Raw genomic sequence first — 17,055 nt, forward strand, 5'->3', positions numbered from 1 at the left:
CGTTGTCAGGCCATGGCCTTCTGAAGGTTCTCGTCGATCTTGTCGAGGAAACCGGTCGTCGAAAGCCAGGGCTGGTCGGCACCGATAAGCAGCGCCAGATCCTTGGTCATGAAGCCCGATTCGACGGTCTGGATGCAGACGCGTTCCAGCGTGTCGGCGAACTTCTTCAGGTCCTCGTTGCCGTCGAGCTTGGCGCGGTGGGCAAGGCCACGCGTCCAGGCGAAGATCGAGGCGATCGAGTTCGTCGAGGTCTCTTCACCCTTCTGGTGCTGGCGGAAGTGGCGCGTCACCGTGCCGTGGGCTGCTTCGGCCTCGACCGTGTTGCCGTCCGGCGTCATCAGAACCGAGGTCATCAGGCCGAGCGAGCCAAAGCCCTGCGCAACGGTGTCGGACTGCACGTCGCCGTCATAGTTCTTGCAGGCCCAGACATAGCCGCCGGACCATTTCAGGCTGGCTGCGACCATGTCGTCGATCAGACGGTGCTCGTACCAGATCTTGGCTTCCTTGAACTTCGCCTCGAACTCGGCCTCGTAGACTTCCTGGAAGATGTCCTTGAAGCGGCCGTCATAGGCCTTGAGGATAGTGTTCTTGGTCGAGAGGTAGACCGGATAGCCGCGCAGCAGGCCGTAATTGAGCGAGGCGCGCGCGAATTCGCGGATCGAATCGTCGAGGTTGTACATCGCCATGGCGACGCCGGAGCCGGGCGCGTCGAACACTTCGTGCTCGATCGTCTGGCCGTCCTCGCCGACGAACTTGATCGTCAGTTTGCCCTTGCCGGGGAAGCGGAAGTCGGTCGCGCGATACTGGTCGCCGAACGCGTGACGGCCGACGATGATCGGCTTCGTCCAGCCCGGAACCAGGCGGGGGACGTTCTTCATGATGATAGGCTCGCGGAAGATCGTGCCGCCGAGGATGTTGCGGATCGTGCCGTTGGGCGACTTCCACATCTTCTTGAGCTTGAATTCCTCGACGCGGCCTTCATCCGGCGTGATCGTGGCGCATTTCACGCCCACGCCATGCTTGAGGATCGCCTTTGCCGAATCGATCGTGATCTGGTCGTCGGTCGCATCGCGGCTCTCGACGGAGAGATCGTAATAGAGCAGGTCGAGGTCGAGATAAGGGTGGATCAGCTTGTCCTTGATAAGCTGCCAGATGATGCGGGTCATCTCGTCGCCGTCGAGCTCGACGACTGGATTATCCACCTTGATCTTCGCCATGAGAAATGCCTCGTTTCTGCGTGCGGGAACGGGTGTCCCCACTGGATTGATTTCGGAAATGCGGCCCCTATAGCATCGTGAGCGGCCGACGCAAACCCTTGGCGCCGCTCGATTTCGGCGCAGCCAGGCTGGAGGAGTGACCACGCATGAGCTTTCGCTTCGCATACCACGAGACGGTCGCAGGACGACTGCATTTCGCCTCGGTCGGCGACCCGTCCAAGCCGCTCGTTCTATGCCTTCACGGTTTTCCGGAATATTGGGCGGCGTGGGCGGACGCGATGGCCGAGCTTTGCGACGATTTCTTCCTCGTCGCACCCGATCAGCGCGGCTTCAACCTGTCGTTCAAGCCTGGTGGCGTCGATGCCTACCGTGCGAAGCACCTCGTCGCCGATCTCGCATCGTTGGCAGATCACCTCTCGCCCGGACGGCCCTTTGTGCTGGCCGGCCACGATTGGGGCGCGTCGATCGCCTACGCCTATGCATTCGCACATCCCGAGCGCCTGACGCATCTCGTCATCGCGAACGGTGTTCACCCGGTTTGCTTCCAGCGCGCGATCATCGAGGACGAGGCGCAGCGCGCCGCCAGCCAGTACATGAACCGCCTGCGCGCCGATGATGCCGAAGCACTTCTGTCGGCTGACGATTATCGCAAGCTTTTGCGCATGATCGAGGGGTTTTCGGCCGCGCCCTTCATGGATGACGAGACACGGCGTGGGTATCGCGACGCCTGGGCGCAACCGGGTGCGATGACAGGCATGCTCAACTGGTATCGGGCCTCGCCGATCCTCGTGCCGAAGCCCGGCGAAGACGTGCGCAGCGCGATGATCCTCAACATGCCGGCCGATGCCTTCAGGGTCGCGATGCCGCATCTGGTCGTGTGGGGCGATGCCGACCAGGCGCTCCTGCCGGTCTGCCTCGAAGGGCTGGACGTGTTCGCGCCCGACCTGACCATCGAGCATATCGCAGGCGCGAGCCATTGGTTGCTGCACGAGAAGCCCACGCAAGTCACGGCTGCCATGCGAGCGTTTCTCACGCGGTAGGTCGAACGCTCCCGCTCAGCCTGTCTTTCTTCGCGCCGGTTTGTCCTTGGCTGGCATCGGACCAACATACCGGGTCGCGACGGCGATCCAGCGGGCAAGCGCGCCGTCATCGGCGATGGCGTCTTGCGCGACCACGACGAAATCCTTCATCTCGCGGCCCGCCATGGTCATGCGCACGACACCGGACACCGCCAGCGCGTCCGCGAGCCCTGCCTGCCCGATGCGCGCAAGCAGCCTCTCATCCTTCGTGGTGCAGACGAGCATGTTGCCGTTCAACATGAAGCACAGACCGCCGAACATGCGGACTTCCCGCACATTCGGGTCCTCGTCCAGGATCGCCCTGATGCGCGTCGCGAGTTCGCTCAAGCCGGCTCCTTTCACGTCGCGCTTCATTTCGTCGGCCGAGTATGGCAGGGACTGCACGACACGCAATGCTAGGCGAAAGATGAAATGGCAGGCACGGCCCGCGAGAAACGCTTGATCCAGGAAGGGCCCGCGATCGTGCTGGTCGAGCCGCAGCTTGGCGAGAACATCGGCATGGTGGCGCGTGCCATGGCGAATTTCGGCCTGGCCGAACTGCGCCTCGTCAATCCGCGCGACGGGTGGCCGAACGAGAAGGCGCAAGCCGCGGCCAGCAAGGCGGATCATGTCATCAATGGCGTGGTCGTTTACGACACGCTGCGTGAGGCGATTGCCGACCTCAACTATGTGGTTGCGACGACGGCACGGGAGCGCGACGGGTTCAAGCCGGTTCACGGCCCGGTCGAGGCGGGACGCATCCTGCGTGAACGCTTCGCCGCAGACCAGAAGACCGGCATCCTGTTCGGGCGCGAGCGTTTCGGCCTTTTCAATGAGGAGGTCGGGCTCGCGGACGAGATCGTGACGTTTCCGGTCAATCCGGCTTTCGCCTCGCTCAACATCGCCCAGGCGGTGTTGTTGATGTCCTACGAGTGGATGAAGTCCGGCATGGAGACGCCGACCGAAACGGCGTTTTCGGGTCCGCAGGTCGAGCCTGCTCCCAAGGAGGCGCTGCAGGGGCTGTTCGACCAACTGGAAGAAGCGCTTTCCGTGCGCGGCTATTTCCGGCCGCTCGCAAAGAAGCCGAAGATGATCGACGCCCTTCGGGCCGTGCTGACGCGCCCGGCATTCGGTGTTTCCGAAATCAAGGTTCTGCGCGGGGTCGTGTCCTCGCTCGACTATTTCTCGCCCAAGGAGCCGCGCGGTGCGGCCTATCCCAAGCGCAAGGCGGAGGCGGACGCCGCGGCGCACCCCACGCCGCGCAACAGCGAGACGCCCGATGAATGAACGCCCGATCCTGATGTTCGACTCCGGCGTCGGCGGCCTGACGGTGCTTCGCGAGGCGCGCGTGCTGATGCCCGACCGCCGCTTCGTCTATGTCGCCGACGATGCGGGCTTTCCCTATGGCGCGTGGGAAGAGAACGCATTGCGCGCGCGTATCGTGTCGCTCTTCGCGCGTCTGATCGAGGAACATGACCCGGAGATCGCGGTCATCGCCTGCAACACCGCGTCGACGGTCGTCATGGCGGATCTGCGCGCGGCTTTCCCGAACACACCCTTTGTCGGCACCGTGCCCGCCATCAAGCCTGCCGCAGAGCGCACGCGGTCCGGCCTCGTTTCGGTGTTGGCGACGCCCGGCACCGTCAAGCGGCAATACACGCGCGACCTCATCCGGGAGTGGGCGACCAAATGCCATGTCCGCCTCGTCGGCAGCGACCGGCTGGCGCAACTGTCCGAGACCTATATGCGCGAAGGCTTCGTGGATGAGGAAGCGGTGCGTACCGAGATCGCACCGTGCTTCGTGGAGCAGGACGGCAAGCGCACGGACATCGTCGTGCTCGCCTGCACGCACTATCCCTTTCTGGTGAACCGGATGCGCAAGACCGCACCGTGGCCCGTGGATTGGCTCGATCCCGCCGAGGCGATCGCACGGCGCGCTTTGTCTCTGCTGCGCCCGGCCCGACCTCTGGTGCGTGAGGGTGCGGACAAACCCGATCTTGTGGTCTTTACCTCCGACAGGGCCGATACCGCGATGGTGAAGCTCGCCAGAGGTTTCGGGCTGGCTCCGGCTGCCAAGTAGGTGCGAAAAGCCAGTTTGCCGCGGTCTCCGGGCAGGCCCAACTGTTGACAACTGGGCGCCAGTCACTTAGGTCACGGCCATCGTCGGGCAGAAATGCGCCGGCGATATTTAACGTGTCCCGTGGACATCTCCGCAAAGCGTGCGTGGGATATCCTGTCAGGCTTCGAAAACGGGAGCCAGAGGAGGGCGCGTTTCCTTCGTCCGGAACATGTCGTTCCGCGACGGTCATTTGAAAAGGGAATGCGATGAGCAAGCGCGAATCAGCGAAATACAAGATCGACCGCCGTCTCGGCGAAAACATCTGGGGCCGCCCGAAGTCCCCGGTGAACAAGCGTGAATACGGTCCCGGCCAGCACGGCCAGCGCCGCAAGGGCAAGCTGTCCGATTTCGGCATTCAGTTGCGCGCCAAGCAGAAGCTGAAGGGCCACTACGGCGATATCTCCGAAAAGCAGTTCCGCAAGACCTACGAGGAAGCCAATCGCCGCAAGGGCGATACGCCGGAGAACCTCATCGGCCTGCTCGAGTCGCGCCTCGACGCGATCGTCTACCGCGCCAAGTTCGTTCCGACGATCTTCGCCGCGCGTCAGTTCGTCAATCACGGCCACGTCAACGTCAACGGCCGCCGCACGAACATCGGTTCGTACCGCTGCAAGCCGGGCGACGTGATCGAAGTGCGCGAAAAGTCGAAGCAGCTCGTGATCGTGCTGGAGTCGGTGCAGCTCGCAGAGCGCGACGTGCCGGACTACATCGAAGTCGATCACAACAAGATGGTCGCGACCTTCGGCCGCGTTCCCGGCCTGGCTGACGTTCCGTTTGCCGTGCAGATGGAACCGAACCTGGTCGTCGAGTTCTACTCGCGCTAATAGACCCGGGTTTCCGAATCGAGGCCGCGCTTCTGAAGCGCGGCCTTTTTCTTTGCGCCAAGCCCTTGTAAGAGGACGGCATGAACCTCCACGTGTCGCCCGATCCAGTAGACGAGTCCGCATCAGACGCCTGCCACCCGATGCTTCGCTCCGCGCCGCAGACGGGCGAGTTCAACAAGCTGCGCAAGCGGCTGATCCGGCAGACCCGTCAGGCGCTCGAAGACTTTGCCATGGTGGTGCCCGGCCAGCGCTGGCTCGTGGCACTGTCGGGCGGCAAGGATTCCTACGGCCTCCTGTCGCTCCTGCTCGACCTGAAGTGGCGCGGTCTTTTGCCCGTCGATCTGGTTGCCTGCAATCTCGACCAGGGCCAGCCGAATTTCCCCAAGCACGTGCTGCCGGAATATCTGACGTCGATCGGCGTGCCGCACCGGATCGAGTATCGCGACACCTATTCGATCGTGACTGAGAAGGTGCCGGAAGGGCAGACATACTGCTCTTTGTGCTCGCGGCTGCGTCGCGGACATTTGTACCGCATCGCGCGGGAGGAGGGGTGCTCGGCGCTCGTGCTGGGCCACCACCGCGAGGACATCCTGGAGACGTTCTTCCTCAATCTCTTCCATGGTGGCAGGCTTGCGGCCATGCCGCCGAAGCTGATGAACGACGATGGCGACATGACGGTCCTGCGCCCGCTGGCCTACTGCGCCGAGGGCGACCTGCAGCGTTTTGCCGATGCGATGCAGTTCCCGATCATCCCATGCGACCTGTGCGGCAGCCAGGATGGGTTGCAGCGCAATGCCATGAAGACGATGCTGGAAGACATCGAGCGCAAGATGCCGGGACGCAAGGAAAGCATGATCCGGGCGCTCGGCCATGTACGACCGAGCCATCTGATGGATACGAAGCTGTTCGATTTCGCCGGTTTGTGATCACGACCCGCTATGGTCGGAATACGACTGCTCGATGGCCGCGTCGGCACGGTCGCGGTGGGCACCCATCAGGCGCTGCGGGACTTGTAGCGCGACCGGCTCTTGATGACGCCGGTTGCGGTCCAATGGACATCGTAGGCGAGCTTGTCGAGAAACGGCCGGCCCAGTTTCTCGAAATCGCGCGTTTCCTGTTCGGTGAGCGCGATCAAGACCATATAATCCACGAAGCTGTGCGAGCAGTATGCGTAGAGATAGAGCTGACCCTCCTCGAGGAGGGTCAGCCGCCCGGCATCTGCCAGTTGTTGCCGTCGATCACCTTCATCGCGGGACGCGCGTCATATTTGCGGGTTCTGAGCCTTGAACAGTTGCCCACGCTCGGCGATGAGCACCATGATCAGCGCCAGAATGCCTGAGAAGAAATAGCCGGCGGAGAGCGGCGTGATCGTGCCGTTGAAGGCCTGTCCGATTAGCGCACCGACGATGCCGCCACCCACCGTCTGCAGGAAACCCTGCACGGACGATGCGGTGCCCGCGACGTGGCCCAGCGGCTCCATGGCGAGCGAATTGAAGTTCGAGCCGATCCACGCGAACTGAACCATCGCGAGCGCGAACAGTCCGAGGAAAAGCCAGAACGGCACCGGCCCCAGCAGCGACAAAAAGAAGGCGATGCCGGTTACCGCGGTAAAGCCCAGAAGCGAGCCATGCGCCATTTTCCGCATGCCGAAACGACCGACGAGGCGCGAATTGGCGAATGAGGAAACCGCCATAAGTCCCGCCACGGCCGCGAAATAGACCGGGAACATGTTGCCCACGTCGTAGATGCCGACATAGACCTGCTGCGACGAGTTGATGAAGCCGAACAGCGCTCCGAAGACGCAGGTCATAGCGATCGTGTAGCAGATCGAGATCCTGTTGGTCAGAACGATGCGGAATCCGTCGACGATCGATCGCACGGTCAAGGGGCGGCGATGCTCTTCACGCAGCGTCTCGGGGAGGCGGGCCCAAGTCCAGATGGTGAAGATCAGGCCGACGCCCGCCATGAACAGGAAGATCGAGGGCCAGTCGAAGGCCAGCATCAACACCTGTCCCGCGCCCGGCGCGATCACCGGGATGACCATGAACACCATGAAGACAAGCGACATGACCTCGGCCATCGCGCGCCCGCCGAACGTGTCGCGCACGACTGAGATGGCGATGACACGCGTCGCCGCCGCACCGAGCCCCTGCACGAAACGCAGCGCCAGCAACGCGCCGAAGGTCGGCGAGATGGCGCAGGCAGCCGCCGCGATCACGTAAACACCGAGGCCGATGAGCAACGGCCCGCGTCGTCCGAAGCGGTCGGAGAGGGGGCCGAACAGGAGCTGCGCGATACCGAAACCGGCTACATAGGCGGTGATCACGAACTGGCGTGCGTTCTCGTCCGCGACGTTGAGGCTCGCCCCGATCTCCTGCAGACCGGGGAGCATGATGTCGATCGCAAGCGCATTGAGCGCCATGAGGGCTGCTGCAAGCGCAATGAATTCGCCGCGCGGCAATGCCAATCCGGCAGGCTGCGGCTGCTCGGTCTTCTGCTGCATGACCGGCAACTCCTGTTCTGAAAAAGGCAAAAATGCGCCGGAGAGTTCCGGCGCATGCGTATTGTTACGGTGCGTCAGTTGGGGAGGCGGAAAGCCTCAGGCGGCGCCACGCATGGCGACACCCTTTTCACCCAGGAAATCCTGCAATTCGCCAGCCTGGAACATTTCCCGAATGATGTCGCATCCGCCGACGAACTCACCCTTTACGTAAAGCTGCGGGATGGTCGGCCAGTTCGAATATTCCTTGATGCCCTGTCGAAGCTCGTCCGAGGTCAGGATGTTGACGCCCTTGTAGTCGACGCCGATGTAGTCGAGAATCTGGACGACCTGTCCCGAGAAGCCGCACTGCGGGAAACCCGGCGTGCCCTTCATGAAGAGCACGACGTCGTTGCTCTTGACTTCGTTCTCGATGAAACCGCTGATCTCGCTCATTGCTGGATGCCTTTCGTCTGCCGGTTCAAGGCCGGTAACAGAAATCGTTTGTTGTGATCTCATAAAAGATCGTGTCGCCGATGTCGAGATCAAGCCCTGTTCATCATGGCCGCCTTGCGCGTATGCACAGGAAGGCGGGCGCTTTGCTGAGCTCTTCGAAATGCCCCGGATCCTGTCTCTTCATGGCCGAGTCGGGCAGCGGTTCGACGAGGCGGTCGATGATCCAGCCTGATTCCGACAGACCGTTCACGATTTCGGCAAGCGGGCGGCGGTACGATTGAACATAGGGGGCAGGCTCACCGAACCCGCCCCAATGCATGCCCCAGAGGTTGGTTTCGAAATAGGTCCCGCCGCCGCGTGCGCGCTCATCCTGCCAGTCGCGCATGGGATGCCCCATCGAAAAGACGAGCTGTCCGCCAGGTCGCGTGACGCGAAAGAACTCTCTGAACACCGGCTGGAGATGTTCCACATAGTCGAGGGCTAGCGACGACAGAACCCGGTCGAAGCTCTCGTCCGCCAGCCAGTCGAGCGGCTGCGAAAGATCGCTGTCATGAAACGCGACATTCAGCCCTTCGCAGCGCTTGCGTGCGAGCGCGAGCATTTCCGGTGTGATGTCGAAGCCGGACACGCGCGCGCCGCCACGGGCAAGCCTCTCCGTTCCGATGCCCGAGCCGCAACCCGCGTCGAGTACGTCGAGGCCGTCGACATCGCCCAGAAGCGCATGAGTCGCGGGGCGTTCGTAAAGCGCGTTGTGGGCTTTGGTCGGCGCGATCGCGTCGTAGCGCTCGGCGAAGGCCGCATAAGCTTTGCGTGCGATCGAAACGCCCGGCGGCTCATCCCCGGCCATCGATAGAGGTCTAATCCGGCGCGCTTGTCTGGAGCGCGAGCGCATGCAGGACGCCGCCCATATTGCCCTTCAGCGCGTTGTAGACCATCTGGTGCTGCTGCACCCGGCTCTTGCCGCGAAAGCTCTCCGCCACGACTTCAGCCGCGTAGTGATCGCCGTCGCCGGCCAGATCCCGGATGGTCACGACCGCATCCGGGATGCCTTCCTTGATCATACGCTCGATGTCGTGCGCGTCCATTGCCATGCAGAATTCCCCGTTTCAGTTGTCCATGAAGGCCGGAAACCAGCCTTCATGCGTCCGCTTGAGCTGCTCGACAGATATCGCACGCGCATTGCCGAGCTTCAAGGACGTGCCACCCGTCGTGCCGATGGACACGGCCGAGACTTCCGGGTTTGCGCTGTAGGTTTCGAAGGCGGCTTTGGTCATGGTGACAACGTAGCGGCCCTGATCCTCGCCGTAGAAGGCGGCCAGTTCGTCCTGCGCTTCGCCCGTCTCGACGATCGCGCCGATGCCGGACGCCATCGCCATTTCCGCCAGCGCCACGCCCAGTCCGCCGTCGGAACAGTCGTGCACGGCAGTGGCGATACCATCGCGGATGAGCTTGCGGACATGATCGCCAACGCGCTTTTCGTGCGCGAGATCGACCGGCGGCGGCGGACCGTCATTGCGGCCGAAGAGCTCACGCAGATAGGCGGATTGGCCAAGATGGCTGCCGAGGGAATCAGGAGCGCCGATCACGACGATCTCATGATCTTCGGCGGCGAACGCGACACGCGCGGTTTTCGACCAATCGTCGATCAGGCCGACGCCGGCGATCGTGGGCGTCGGCAGGATGCCCCGGCCATTGGTTTCGTTGTAGAGCGAGACATTGCCGGACACGATCGGGAAGTCGAGCGCGCGGCAGGCTTCGCCGATGCCTTTGATGGCATGGACGAGCTGTCCCATGATTTCGGGCCGCTCGGGATTGCCGAAATTCAGGTTGTCTGTCGCCGCGAGCGGCAGCGCACCGGTCGCGGTGATGTTGCGCCAGCATTCGGCGACCGCCTGCTTGCCGCCCTCGAAGGGATCGGCCTCGCAATAGCGCGGATTGACGTCCGACGAGAAGGCGAGCGCCTTGGTGGCATGCCCCTCGACGCGCGTGACGCCGGCATCGCCGCCGGGAAGCTGCAACGAGTTGCCCTGGATGAGCGTGTCGTACTGCTCCCACACCCAGCGCCGCGACGACAGGTTGGGAGAGCCGACGAGCTTCAGGAGCGCATCGGCAATGTCCATGTCGGCCACGTCCTCGCGAGCGAGTGGCTCCGGCACTTTCGGCGCGACCCATGGGCGATCATATTCAGGCGCTTCGTCGCCAAGTTCCTTGATGGGAAGGTTTGCGACTTCCTCGCCCTGGTGGATGACACGGAACCGCAGGTCGTCGGTTGTCTCGCCGACGATGGCGAAGTCGAGCCCCCATTTGTGGAAGATCGCCTGGGCTTCTTCTTCCTTTTCCGGACGCAGCACCATGAGCATGCGCTCCTGGCTCTCCGACAGCATCATCTCGTAGGCCGACATCTGCTCTTCGCGCACCGGCACCTTGTCGAGTTCGAGGCGGATGCCGAGATCGCCCTTCGCGCCCATCTCGACGGCGGAACAGGTGAGGCCGGCAGCACCCATGTCCTGGATGGCGATGACGGCGCCGGATGCCATCAATTCGAGGCAAGCTTCCAGCAGGCACTTTTCGGTGAAGGGATCGCCGACCTGAACGGTCGGGCGTTTCTCCTCGATCGAATCGTCGAATTCGGCCGATGCCATCGTCGCGCCGCCGACGCCGTCGCGCCCGGTCTTCGCGCCGAGATAAACGACCGGCAGACCGACGCCCTTGGCCTCCGACAGGAAGATCTTGTCGGCATCCGCAAGGCCGGCCGCGAACGCATTGACGAGGATGTTGCCGTTGTAGCGTTCGTCGAACTGCACTTCGCCGCCGACCGTCGGCACGCCGAAGGAATTGCCGTAACCGCCGACGCCCGCGACAACGCCCGAGACGAGATGCTTCGTCTTGGTATGATCCGGCTCGCCGAAGCGCAGGGCGTTCATGGCCGCGATCGGCCGCGCGCCCATGGTGAACACGTCGCGCAGGATGCCGCCGACACCCGTCGCTGCGCCCTGATAGGGCTCGATATAGGACGGGTGGTTGTGGCTCTCCATCTTGAAGATGACCGTCTGGCCGTCTCCGATGTCGACAACACCGGCATTCTCGCCCGGCCCCTGGATGACGCGCGGACCCTTGGTCGGCAGGGTCTTCAGCCACTTCTTGGACGATTTGTATGAGCAGTGCTCGTTCCACATCGCCGAGAAGATGCCGAGCTCGGTGAAGCTCGGCTCACGCCCGATCAGATCGAGAATGCGTTGATATTCATCGGGCTTGAGGCCATGCGATGCGACGAGGTCGTCGGTGATCGGAATGTCGTTGCGGATCATGCGCGCGCCGCTGTCCTTTGTGAACGGGAGTTGCGGTTCCTTAGCGCACAAGCCGCCCACAATGAACCGCAAATCTCACGAAAGCTGGGGCTATCGGAGGATTTGCAGGCTGCCCGATGAGGACGCGCGCTTCTTCGCCCTGCTTGCGGGGAGAAGGAACATTCAGCCGAACGTGTCGTAGCCGGCGCGGCCCTCGTCGAGCAGGCTGCGGATGACCGACAGCCCTTGCACGACATCATCCCGGTTGCGCGGTGCCGAGACGCCGAGCCGGACGCGGTGGAATACCTGCTCGGTGCGGCCCGCCTTGAATTCGTCCTCGTCGTCGATGAGGACGCCGCGCTGGTAGGCCGCGTTCTTGAATGTGCCGGACAGCCAAGGGTCGGGAAGCAGGAGCCAGATGAACGGCACGTTGGGCCGCCAGGAAAACTCAAAACCGTCCAGCCTGTCGCGCGCGATCGCCAGGCGCGCATTGATCTCGGCGATAGAGCGCGTGCGGATGGCTGCAGCCTCGCCCGACAGGACGAGACGGGAGCAGAGTTCTGCAAGGATGAACGGCATGCCGCCGGTCACCATCTTGTGCGCGACGCGGATGCGGTCGTTGAAGTGGGGAGGGCACATCACCCAGCCACCGCGCACGCCGGCCGCGACCGATTTCGACAGCCCGCCCACGAGGAACGTGCGCTCCGGCGCGAAGTCGGCAAGAAGCGGTGTCGGATCGTCGGTGAGCGCGCCGTACAGGTCGTCTTCCACGAGCCAGACATTGTGCCGGCGCGCGATATCCGCGATTTCTCTCCGCCGCGCTTCGGGCATCGTCGCCAGCGTCGGGTTCTGCGCCGTGGGCATCAGGAATGCGATCTTGGGATGGCGTTGCGCGCAGACGCGCTCGAAATCCTCGGGGATCACGCCATTGTCGTCCGATGCGATCAGCGTCGTGCGCCGCCCGATCAGCCCCGCGCTGCGGGCAAGCTGCGAATAGGTGACGCGCTCGAACGCGATGCTGTCGCCGGGCGCGGTGACCGCGGAGATGACGGCCATGACGCCGGCATGGACGCCGAGCGTCGGCACGATGCAATCGGGGGCGGGCATCGTCTGGTTGCGCGACAGCCATTGCGCACCCGCCTCGAACCAGCGATCGGGAAACTGGCGCGTATAGCTTGCCACATCGTCAAAATGATCGCGGTGGATGTCCGCCAGGATTGTGCCGATTGCCATGCTCTGGCCCACCTCGGGCGCGGCCGTGCTGTCGAAGCGCAGCTTGCCGGCGGGGGCCTCGTAGAATCGCGTGCCGTCCATCGCGCCCGACAACGGTTCCTGCACGGATTGCGGCATCGGCGTCGAACGATCGAGAACGTAGGTTCCACGCCCCACTTCACCACTGACCAGCCCGCGCTCACGGACAAGCCCATAGGCGCGTCCGACAGTGCCGACCGTCACGCCGAGATCGTAGGCGAGGTCGCGCTGGGGCGGCAGTCTGTTACCGGCAGGGATCGCGCCTGAAAAAATGTCACGCTCGATGCTGTCCGCAAGGCGAACATAGAGCGGCCCGCTCCCGCTGGTGAGGTCTGGAATCCAAGTTGTCATGGTGACAAGTTTCTATATTGCCCGGGAAATCGAGTCAATGCATACGAATTAGACCGCTACAATTCGTATGAGGATTGAAGAAAATGAGTACAATTGATACAATAAAGGAGGTGCAGTCGCGGCAGCCAGTCCTTCGGCGCCTGGCGCGCTGGATGTTCTCGCTGATGGGGCGTTATGATCTGGCGGCGGAGCGTTATCGCAGCCGCGCTGCGCTGAGAGAGTTGAACGACAGCCAGTTGAAGGATATCGGGCTGACGCGCCGCGAAGCCGTTCGCGAAGGCACGCGTGCATTCTGGGACTAGGGTTTTCGACTTGGGATCGCCAGTAAACCGTCGACGATGATGACCAGCGCTCCGACACAAGCGAAGAGACAGACGACGACCCCGACGGATACCGCCACGGATGGCATGCTTTTCACCGAAAGATCGAGGAACGGGTATAGATATTCGCCGTTCGTCGCCCCGCGGAAGAGCGCGTAAAAGAGATAGAAGAACGGGAAAGCGAGCCAGCCGGGCAGGTTCGACCATCGTGCGCTGCCGTTTCGGCCGACGCTCAGCCACCAGATGACGTAGAAGATCGGCGCCACGTAGTGCAGCGCGAAATCCGCGAGATAATGCAGCCCCTCAGGCTGCCAGAGCGCGGCCAACACGACGTAATAGACGACGCCGACGACTGCGATCGTCATCGCAACGCCATTGCGAACGCTGTCCCGCAGGAAAAAGGCTGGCTGTCCGCTCAGATCCGCCGCGTAGACCAGTACGGCGGCAATGTTCGTCAGAATCGTGAAGAAGCTGAGATAATAGAGGGTGGCAGCCGGCAGCGAGTGGCCGAGTTGCATGTAGGCGGGCACGGTGACGATCACCTGTGCAATCAACCCGAACGCGCCAATCAGCAAACCGAGAGCCGGGAGCGCGCTGCGCATGGCTCAGGCGCTTCCGGTGCAGTCCGAGCTGCCCGACGCCCACCGCCTGACGTCGGAATTGATCCGCGCGCCCTGCGGCTGGTCCATCAACGGACCAAACGTCGTGACCTGACCGCCAGCCCCTTCCGCCTGCACGACGAGGAGCGGCTTTCCGCCGAAATTGTTCTTCGGCACGAGGAGAAAGCGCGGCTTGCCGGAAAACGAGTTGAGTTCGTTCGCGAAGCTGTAGTTTCGAAACGCTGGGTCGCGGCTGTCGAACCAGCAGCGGTAGGCAGCAATCGCGACCTGTTCCATGTTGCGCAGCGCGGCACTTTTTCCCGAGGGCGATACAGCCTGGGGCGATGTGCGTTCAGACTGGCAACCGGCCAGAAAAGCGACGAGCAGAACGGCAGTCGCGATGCGAACCGTCACGCGGCTTTCCCCAGCACACCTTCGAACAGCGCACGGCCGTCGGAGCCGCCATGGGCCGCTTCGATGAGGTTTTCGGGGTGTGGCATCAGGCCCAGCACATTGCCGCTCTCGCTGACGATGCCGGCGATGTCGTTCATCGATCCGTTCGGATTGGTGCCTTCGGCATAGCGGAAGACCACCTGGCCTTCGCCTTCGATGCGGGCAAGCGCCTCGGCGTCGGCGAAGAAGTTGCCGTCATGATGCGCGACGGGGGACCGGATGACCTGGCCGGGCGCGTAGGCGCGAGTGAAGGCCGTGTTCGTGTTGGTGACCTCGAGCTTAACCTCGCGGCAGACGAATTTGAGCGAGGCGTTGCGCATCAGTGCGCCCGGAAGCAGGCCGGCCTCGAGCAGGATCTGGAAGCCGTTGCACACGCCCATGACCATGACACCTTGTGCCGCCTTGTCCGCGACCGCACGCATCACCGGCATGCGCGCGGCTATCGCACCGCACCGCAGGTAGTCGCCATACGAAAAGCCGCCGGGAATGACGATCAGGTCGACGTCGGGTATCTCGGTATCGGTCTGCCAGACGGTCTGCGGCGCGTGGCCCGAAATCTTCGTCAGCGCCGCGATCATGTCGCGGTCGCGGTTGAGGCCGGGCAGGAGGACGACTGCTGATTTCATTTTGGCTCGTATGGGGTAGGAGATTCGGCGAGTTCGCGAAGTTCAAGGCGCTTCTCGATACGCTCCAGCCGCTCGTCGTGGCGATCAAGCCTGCGGTTGACGCCCGCCAGCGCCTCTTCGGTGCCGGTCATCCGTCGCTTGAGTTCCTGCAGGCGTGCTTCGGAAAGATCGCCATGAACTCGCTTCAGAAGTTCGTACATCAGTTCGTTCGTCACTTCGGGCATGACGCCTCCGCACAACCTCAGGTTATGCTGACACTGTAATTCTCGATCACCGTGTTGGCGAGGAGCTTTTCGCACATGTCCTTGAGCGAGGCCTCTGCGCCGTTCGCGTCGGTGCCGTCGATCTCGATATCGAAGACCTTGCCCTGTCGGACCGCGCCGACGCCGTCGAAACCCAGCGCGCCAAGCGCGCCTTCGATCGCTTTACCCTGAGGGTCGAGAACGCCGTTCTTGAGAGTGACGGTGACGCGTGCCTTGATCACGGGCTGAGCTTCCTTGCAGGCTATCGAATACAGGCTTGGCGGGGAAAGCGTCCTAGTGGACGCTGTCCTTGCCGGGCTTGGAGGAGACGAGGACGGGGCCGCTCGGGCGAGGGGGCTCGTTCTCGTTCATGATGCCGAGACGGCGCGCGACTTCCTGATAGGCCTCGACGAGGCCGCCCATGTCGCGGCGGAACCGGTCCTTGTCGAGCTTGTCGTTCGTGGCGATATCCCACAGACGGCAGGAATCGGGCGAAATCTCGTCGGCGACGACGATGCGCATCATGTCACCCTCGAACAGGCGGCCGCACTCGATCTTGAAATCGACGAGCTGAATGCCGACGCCGAGGAAGAGGCCGGTCAGGAAGTCGTTGACGCGGATGGCGAGCGCCATGATGTCGTCGATTTCCTGCGGGCTCGCCCAGCCGAAGGCCGTGACGTGCTCTTCCGAGACCATCGGGTCATCAAGCGCGTCGGCCTTGTAGTAGAATTCGATGATCGAGCGCGGCAGCACCGTGCCTTCCTCGATGCCGAGGCGCTTTGCCAGCGAGCCGGCCGCGATGTTGCGCACGACGATCTCGAGCGGGATGATCTCGACTTCCTTGATCAACTGCTCGCGCATGTTGAGGCGGCGGATGAAGTGGGTCGGGATGCCGATGCGGTTCAAATGCGTGAAGATGTGCTCGGAAATGCGGTTGTTGAGCACGCCCTTTCCGTCGACGACTTCATGCTTCTTCTTGTTGAACGCCGTGGCGTCGTCCTTGAAGAACTGGATGAGGGTGCCAGGCTCGGGTCCCTCGTAAAGGATCTTGGCCTTGCCTTCGTAGATGCGGCGGCGACGGTTCATGGCTATCTCTGGTCTGGGAGCGGCGTTTCCGCCACGACTCCTGTTTCGGCAGTTCGTTTGCCAGCGACGTGGATTCTCAGCCGGTCTCTATCCCAATCGCGCGATATCCTCAATCAGCAAATAGGTCGGCGGCGCGCCAATCCAATGCCAAATGCAGTCGTCGGATGGGGCAGCCGCATATTGACCATCGCGCGGCCTTTTGGTTTGAGAGGCAAGCCCCTATATCGGTCGTCAGGATTCGACGTCAAGCTGGAGGAATTGACCATGGACATGAAGGACCGCAAGGACGCCTTCGAGAACAAGTTCGCTCATGATGAGGAACTGAAGTTCAAGGCGATGGCCCGCCGCAACAAGATGCTTGGCCTGTGGGCGGCGGAAAAGCTCGGCAAATCCGGCGATGAAGCCGAAGCCTACGCCCGGGAAGTCGTGGCGTCCGATTTCGAGGAAGCCGGCGACCATGACGTCTTCCGCAAGGTGCGCAAGGATTTCGATGCGGCCGGCGTTGATCAGTCGGACCATCAGATCCGTCGCCACATGGACGAAATGCTGCATACGGCCGTCGAGCAGATTCAATCATCCTGATTGACTCGCATTGCCTGGACCCATCGAACCGCCCGCCTGCCGGGCGGTTTTTCTTTGCGGGGCTTTGGTCGATCTGGTTGAATGCCTGCAAACGCCTCCGAACAT

Annotated in this window: 22 protein-coding genes; 7 read left to right on the top strand and 15 right to left on the bottom strand. The window is 62.7% G+C overall.

From position 1 onward, the window contains the following. Positions 1–5 precede the first annotated feature (5 nt). Positions 6–1,217: an NADP-dependent isocitrate dehydrogenase gene (locus AAFN55_RS10415; RefSeq protein ID WP_347798774.1), complete on the bottom strand. Its 1,212-nt coding sequence runs from the start codon at positions 1,215–1,217 to the stop codon at positions 6–8. A 146-nt stretch (positions 1,218–1,363) separates the two neighbouring features. Here AAFN55_RS10415 and AAFN55_RS10420 point away from each other — a divergent pair, with 146 nt between their 5' ends. Next, positions 1,364–2,257: an alpha/beta hydrolase gene (locus AAFN55_RS10420; protein ID WP_347798775.1), complete on the top strand. Its 894-nt coding sequence runs from the start codon at positions 1,364–1,366 to the stop codon at positions 2,255–2,257. Positions 2,258–2,272: 15 nt separating this feature from the next. Here AAFN55_RS10420 and AAFN55_RS10425 read toward each other — a convergent pair whose 3' ends face one another. Next, the gene (locus AAFN55_RS10425; RefSeq protein ID WP_347798776.1) at positions 2,273–2,623 is read right to left on the bottom strand and encodes a TfoX/Sxy family protein; all 351 of its coding nucleotides are present in this window, start codon (positions 2,621–2,623) and stop codon (positions 2,273–2,275) included. 84 nt (positions 2,624–2,707) lie between these two features. Between AAFN55_RS10425 and AAFN55_RS10430 the strand changes: the two genes are divergently transcribed. The 4 genes from AAFN55_RS10430 (at position 2,708) to ttcA (ending at position 6,144) form a co-directional block, all read left to right on the top strand. After that, a complete protein-coding gene (locus tag AAFN55_RS10430; RefSeq protein WP_347798777.1) occupies positions 2,708–3,562 on the top strand; it encodes an RNA methyltransferase in 855 nt (284 codons plus the stop codon). After that, the gene (gene murI, locus AAFN55_RS10435) at positions 3,555–4,355 is read left to right on the top strand and encodes a glutamate racemase (protein WP_347798778.1); all 801 of its coding nucleotides are present in this window, start codon (positions 3,555–3,557) and stop codon (positions 4,353–4,355) included. The genes AAFN55_RS10430 and murI overlap by 8 nt, the downstream gene beginning before the upstream one ends. Before the next feature lie 245 nt (positions 4,356–4,600). Continuing rightward, the gene (gene rpsD, locus AAFN55_RS10440; RefSeq protein ID WP_347798779.1) at positions 4,601–5,218 is read left to right on the top strand and encodes a 30S ribosomal protein S4; all 618 of its coding nucleotides are present in this window, start codon (positions 4,601–4,603) and stop codon (positions 5,216–5,218) included. An 80-nt stretch (positions 5,219–5,298) separates the two neighbouring features. After that, positions 5,299–6,144: a tRNA 2-thiocytidine(32) synthetase TtcA gene (gene ttcA, locus AAFN55_RS10445; RefSeq protein WP_347798780.1), complete on the top strand. Its 846-nt coding sequence runs from the start codon at positions 5,299–5,301 to the stop codon at positions 6,142–6,144. Between the two features lie 68 nt (positions 6,145–6,212). Here the strand turns inward: ttcA and AAFN55_RS10450 are convergent, their stop codons facing one another. The 7 genes from AAFN55_RS10450 to AAFN55_RS10480 all read right to left on the bottom strand — a co-directional run bounded on the left by AAFN55_RS10450 (position 6,213) and on the right by AAFN55_RS10480 (position 13,042). Next, complete coding sequence (locus AAFN55_RS10450) at positions 6,213–6,353, bottom strand: hypothetical protein (RefSeq protein ID WP_347798781.1); 141 nt, start codon at positions 6,351–6,353, stop codon at positions 6,213–6,215. A 126-nt stretch (positions 6,354–6,479) separates the two neighbouring features. Further along, positions 6,480–7,721, bottom strand: coding sequence for a multidrug effflux MFS transporter (locus AAFN55_RS10455; RefSeq protein ID WP_347798782.1), 1,242 nt, complete (start codon positions 7,719–7,721; stop codon positions 6,480–6,482). 96 nt (positions 7,722–7,817) lie between these two features. After that, complete coding sequence (gene grxD / locus AAFN55_RS10460) at positions 7,818–8,153, bottom strand: Grx4 family monothiol glutaredoxin (protein ID WP_347798783.1); 336 nt, start codon at positions 8,151–8,153, stop codon at positions 7,818–7,820. Between the two features lie 103 nt (positions 8,154–8,256). After that, positions 8,257–9,000, bottom strand: coding sequence for a class I SAM-dependent methyltransferase (locus AAFN55_RS10465; protein ID WP_347798784.1), 744 nt, complete (start codon positions 8,998–9,000; stop codon positions 8,257–8,259). A 10-nt stretch (positions 9,001–9,010) separates the two neighbouring features. After that, on the bottom strand, positions 9,011–9,244 hold the full coding sequence (locus AAFN55_RS10470) for a BolA family transcriptional regulator (RefSeq protein WP_347798785.1): 234 nt from the start codon (positions 9,242–9,244) through the stop codon (positions 9,011–9,013). Between the two features lie 15 nt (positions 9,245–9,259). After that, on the bottom strand, positions 9,260–11,461 hold the full coding sequence (gene purL, locus AAFN55_RS10475; RefSeq protein ID WP_347798786.1) for a phosphoribosylformylglycinamidine synthase subunit PurL: 2,202 nt from the start codon (positions 11,459–11,461) through the stop codon (positions 9,260–9,262). 162 nt (positions 11,462–11,623) lie between these two features. Then, entirely contained in the window at positions 11,624–13,042 is a 1,419-nt protein-coding gene (locus AAFN55_RS10480; protein WP_347798787.1) for a PLP-dependent aminotransferase family protein, read from the bottom strand. A gap of 83 nt (positions 13,043–13,125) precedes the next feature. On the opposite strand from AAFN55_RS10480, the gene AAFN55_RS10485 reads away from it, so the two are divergent. Next, complete coding sequence (locus AAFN55_RS10485) at positions 13,126–13,344, top strand: DUF1127 domain-containing protein (RefSeq protein WP_347798788.1); 219 nt, start codon at positions 13,126–13,128, stop codon at positions 13,342–13,344. Here the strand turns inward: AAFN55_RS10485 and AAFN55_RS10490 are convergent. The 6 genes from AAFN55_RS10490 to purC are packed head-to-tail and all read right to left on the bottom strand — an operon-like array spanning position 13,341 to position 16,368. After that, positions 13,341–13,964: a Pr6Pr family membrane protein gene (locus AAFN55_RS10490; protein ID WP_347798789.1), complete on the bottom strand. Its 624-nt coding sequence runs from the start codon at positions 13,962–13,964 to the stop codon at positions 13,341–13,343. The two genes, AAFN55_RS10485 and AAFN55_RS10490, sit on opposite strands and share 4 nt — an antisense overlap. A gap of 3 nt (positions 13,965–13,967) precedes the next feature. After that, positions 13,968–14,333: a hypothetical protein gene (locus AAFN55_RS10495; RefSeq protein ID WP_347800235.1), complete on the bottom strand. Its 366-nt coding sequence runs from the start codon at positions 14,331–14,333 to the stop codon at positions 13,968–13,970. A gap of 38 nt (positions 14,334–14,371) precedes the next feature. Further along, positions 14,372–15,040 (bottom strand): phosphoribosylformylglycinamidine synthase subunit PurQ, encoded by a 669-nt coding sequence (gene purQ, locus AAFN55_RS10500; RefSeq protein WP_347798790.1) that lies wholly within the window; start codon positions 15,038–15,040, stop codon positions 14,372–14,374. Next, positions 15,037–15,264, bottom strand: coding sequence for a hypothetical protein (locus AAFN55_RS10505; protein WP_347798791.1), 228 nt, complete (start codon positions 15,262–15,264; stop codon positions 15,037–15,039). Before AAFN55_RS10505 ends, purQ begins: the two co-directional genes overlap by 4 nt. 17 nt (positions 15,265–15,281) lie before the next feature. Further along, positions 15,282–15,524, bottom strand: coding sequence for a phosphoribosylformylglycinamidine synthase subunit PurS (gene purS, locus AAFN55_RS10510; protein WP_347798792.1), 243 nt, complete (start codon positions 15,522–15,524; stop codon positions 15,282–15,284). Between the two features lie 52 nt (positions 15,525–15,576). Continuing rightward, positions 15,577–16,368 (bottom strand): phosphoribosylaminoimidazolesuccinocarboxamide synthase, encoded by a 792-nt coding sequence (gene purC / locus AAFN55_RS10515; protein WP_347798793.1) that lies wholly within the window; start codon positions 16,366–16,368, stop codon positions 15,577–15,579. Between the two features lie 264 nt (positions 16,369–16,632). Here purC and AAFN55_RS10520 point away from each other — a divergent pair, with 264 nt between their 5' ends. Continuing rightward, a complete protein-coding gene (locus tag AAFN55_RS10520; RefSeq protein ID WP_347798794.1) occupies positions 16,633–16,950 on the top strand; it encodes a DUF1476 domain-containing protein in 318 nt (105 codons plus the stop codon). The last annotated feature ends 105 nt before the right edge of the window (positions 16,951–17,055 follow it).

The organism is Mesorhizobium sp. CAU 1732 (assembly GCF_039888675.1).
Lineage (GTDB): Bacteria > Pseudomonadota > Alphaproteobacteria > Rhizobiales > Rhizobiaceae > Aerobium.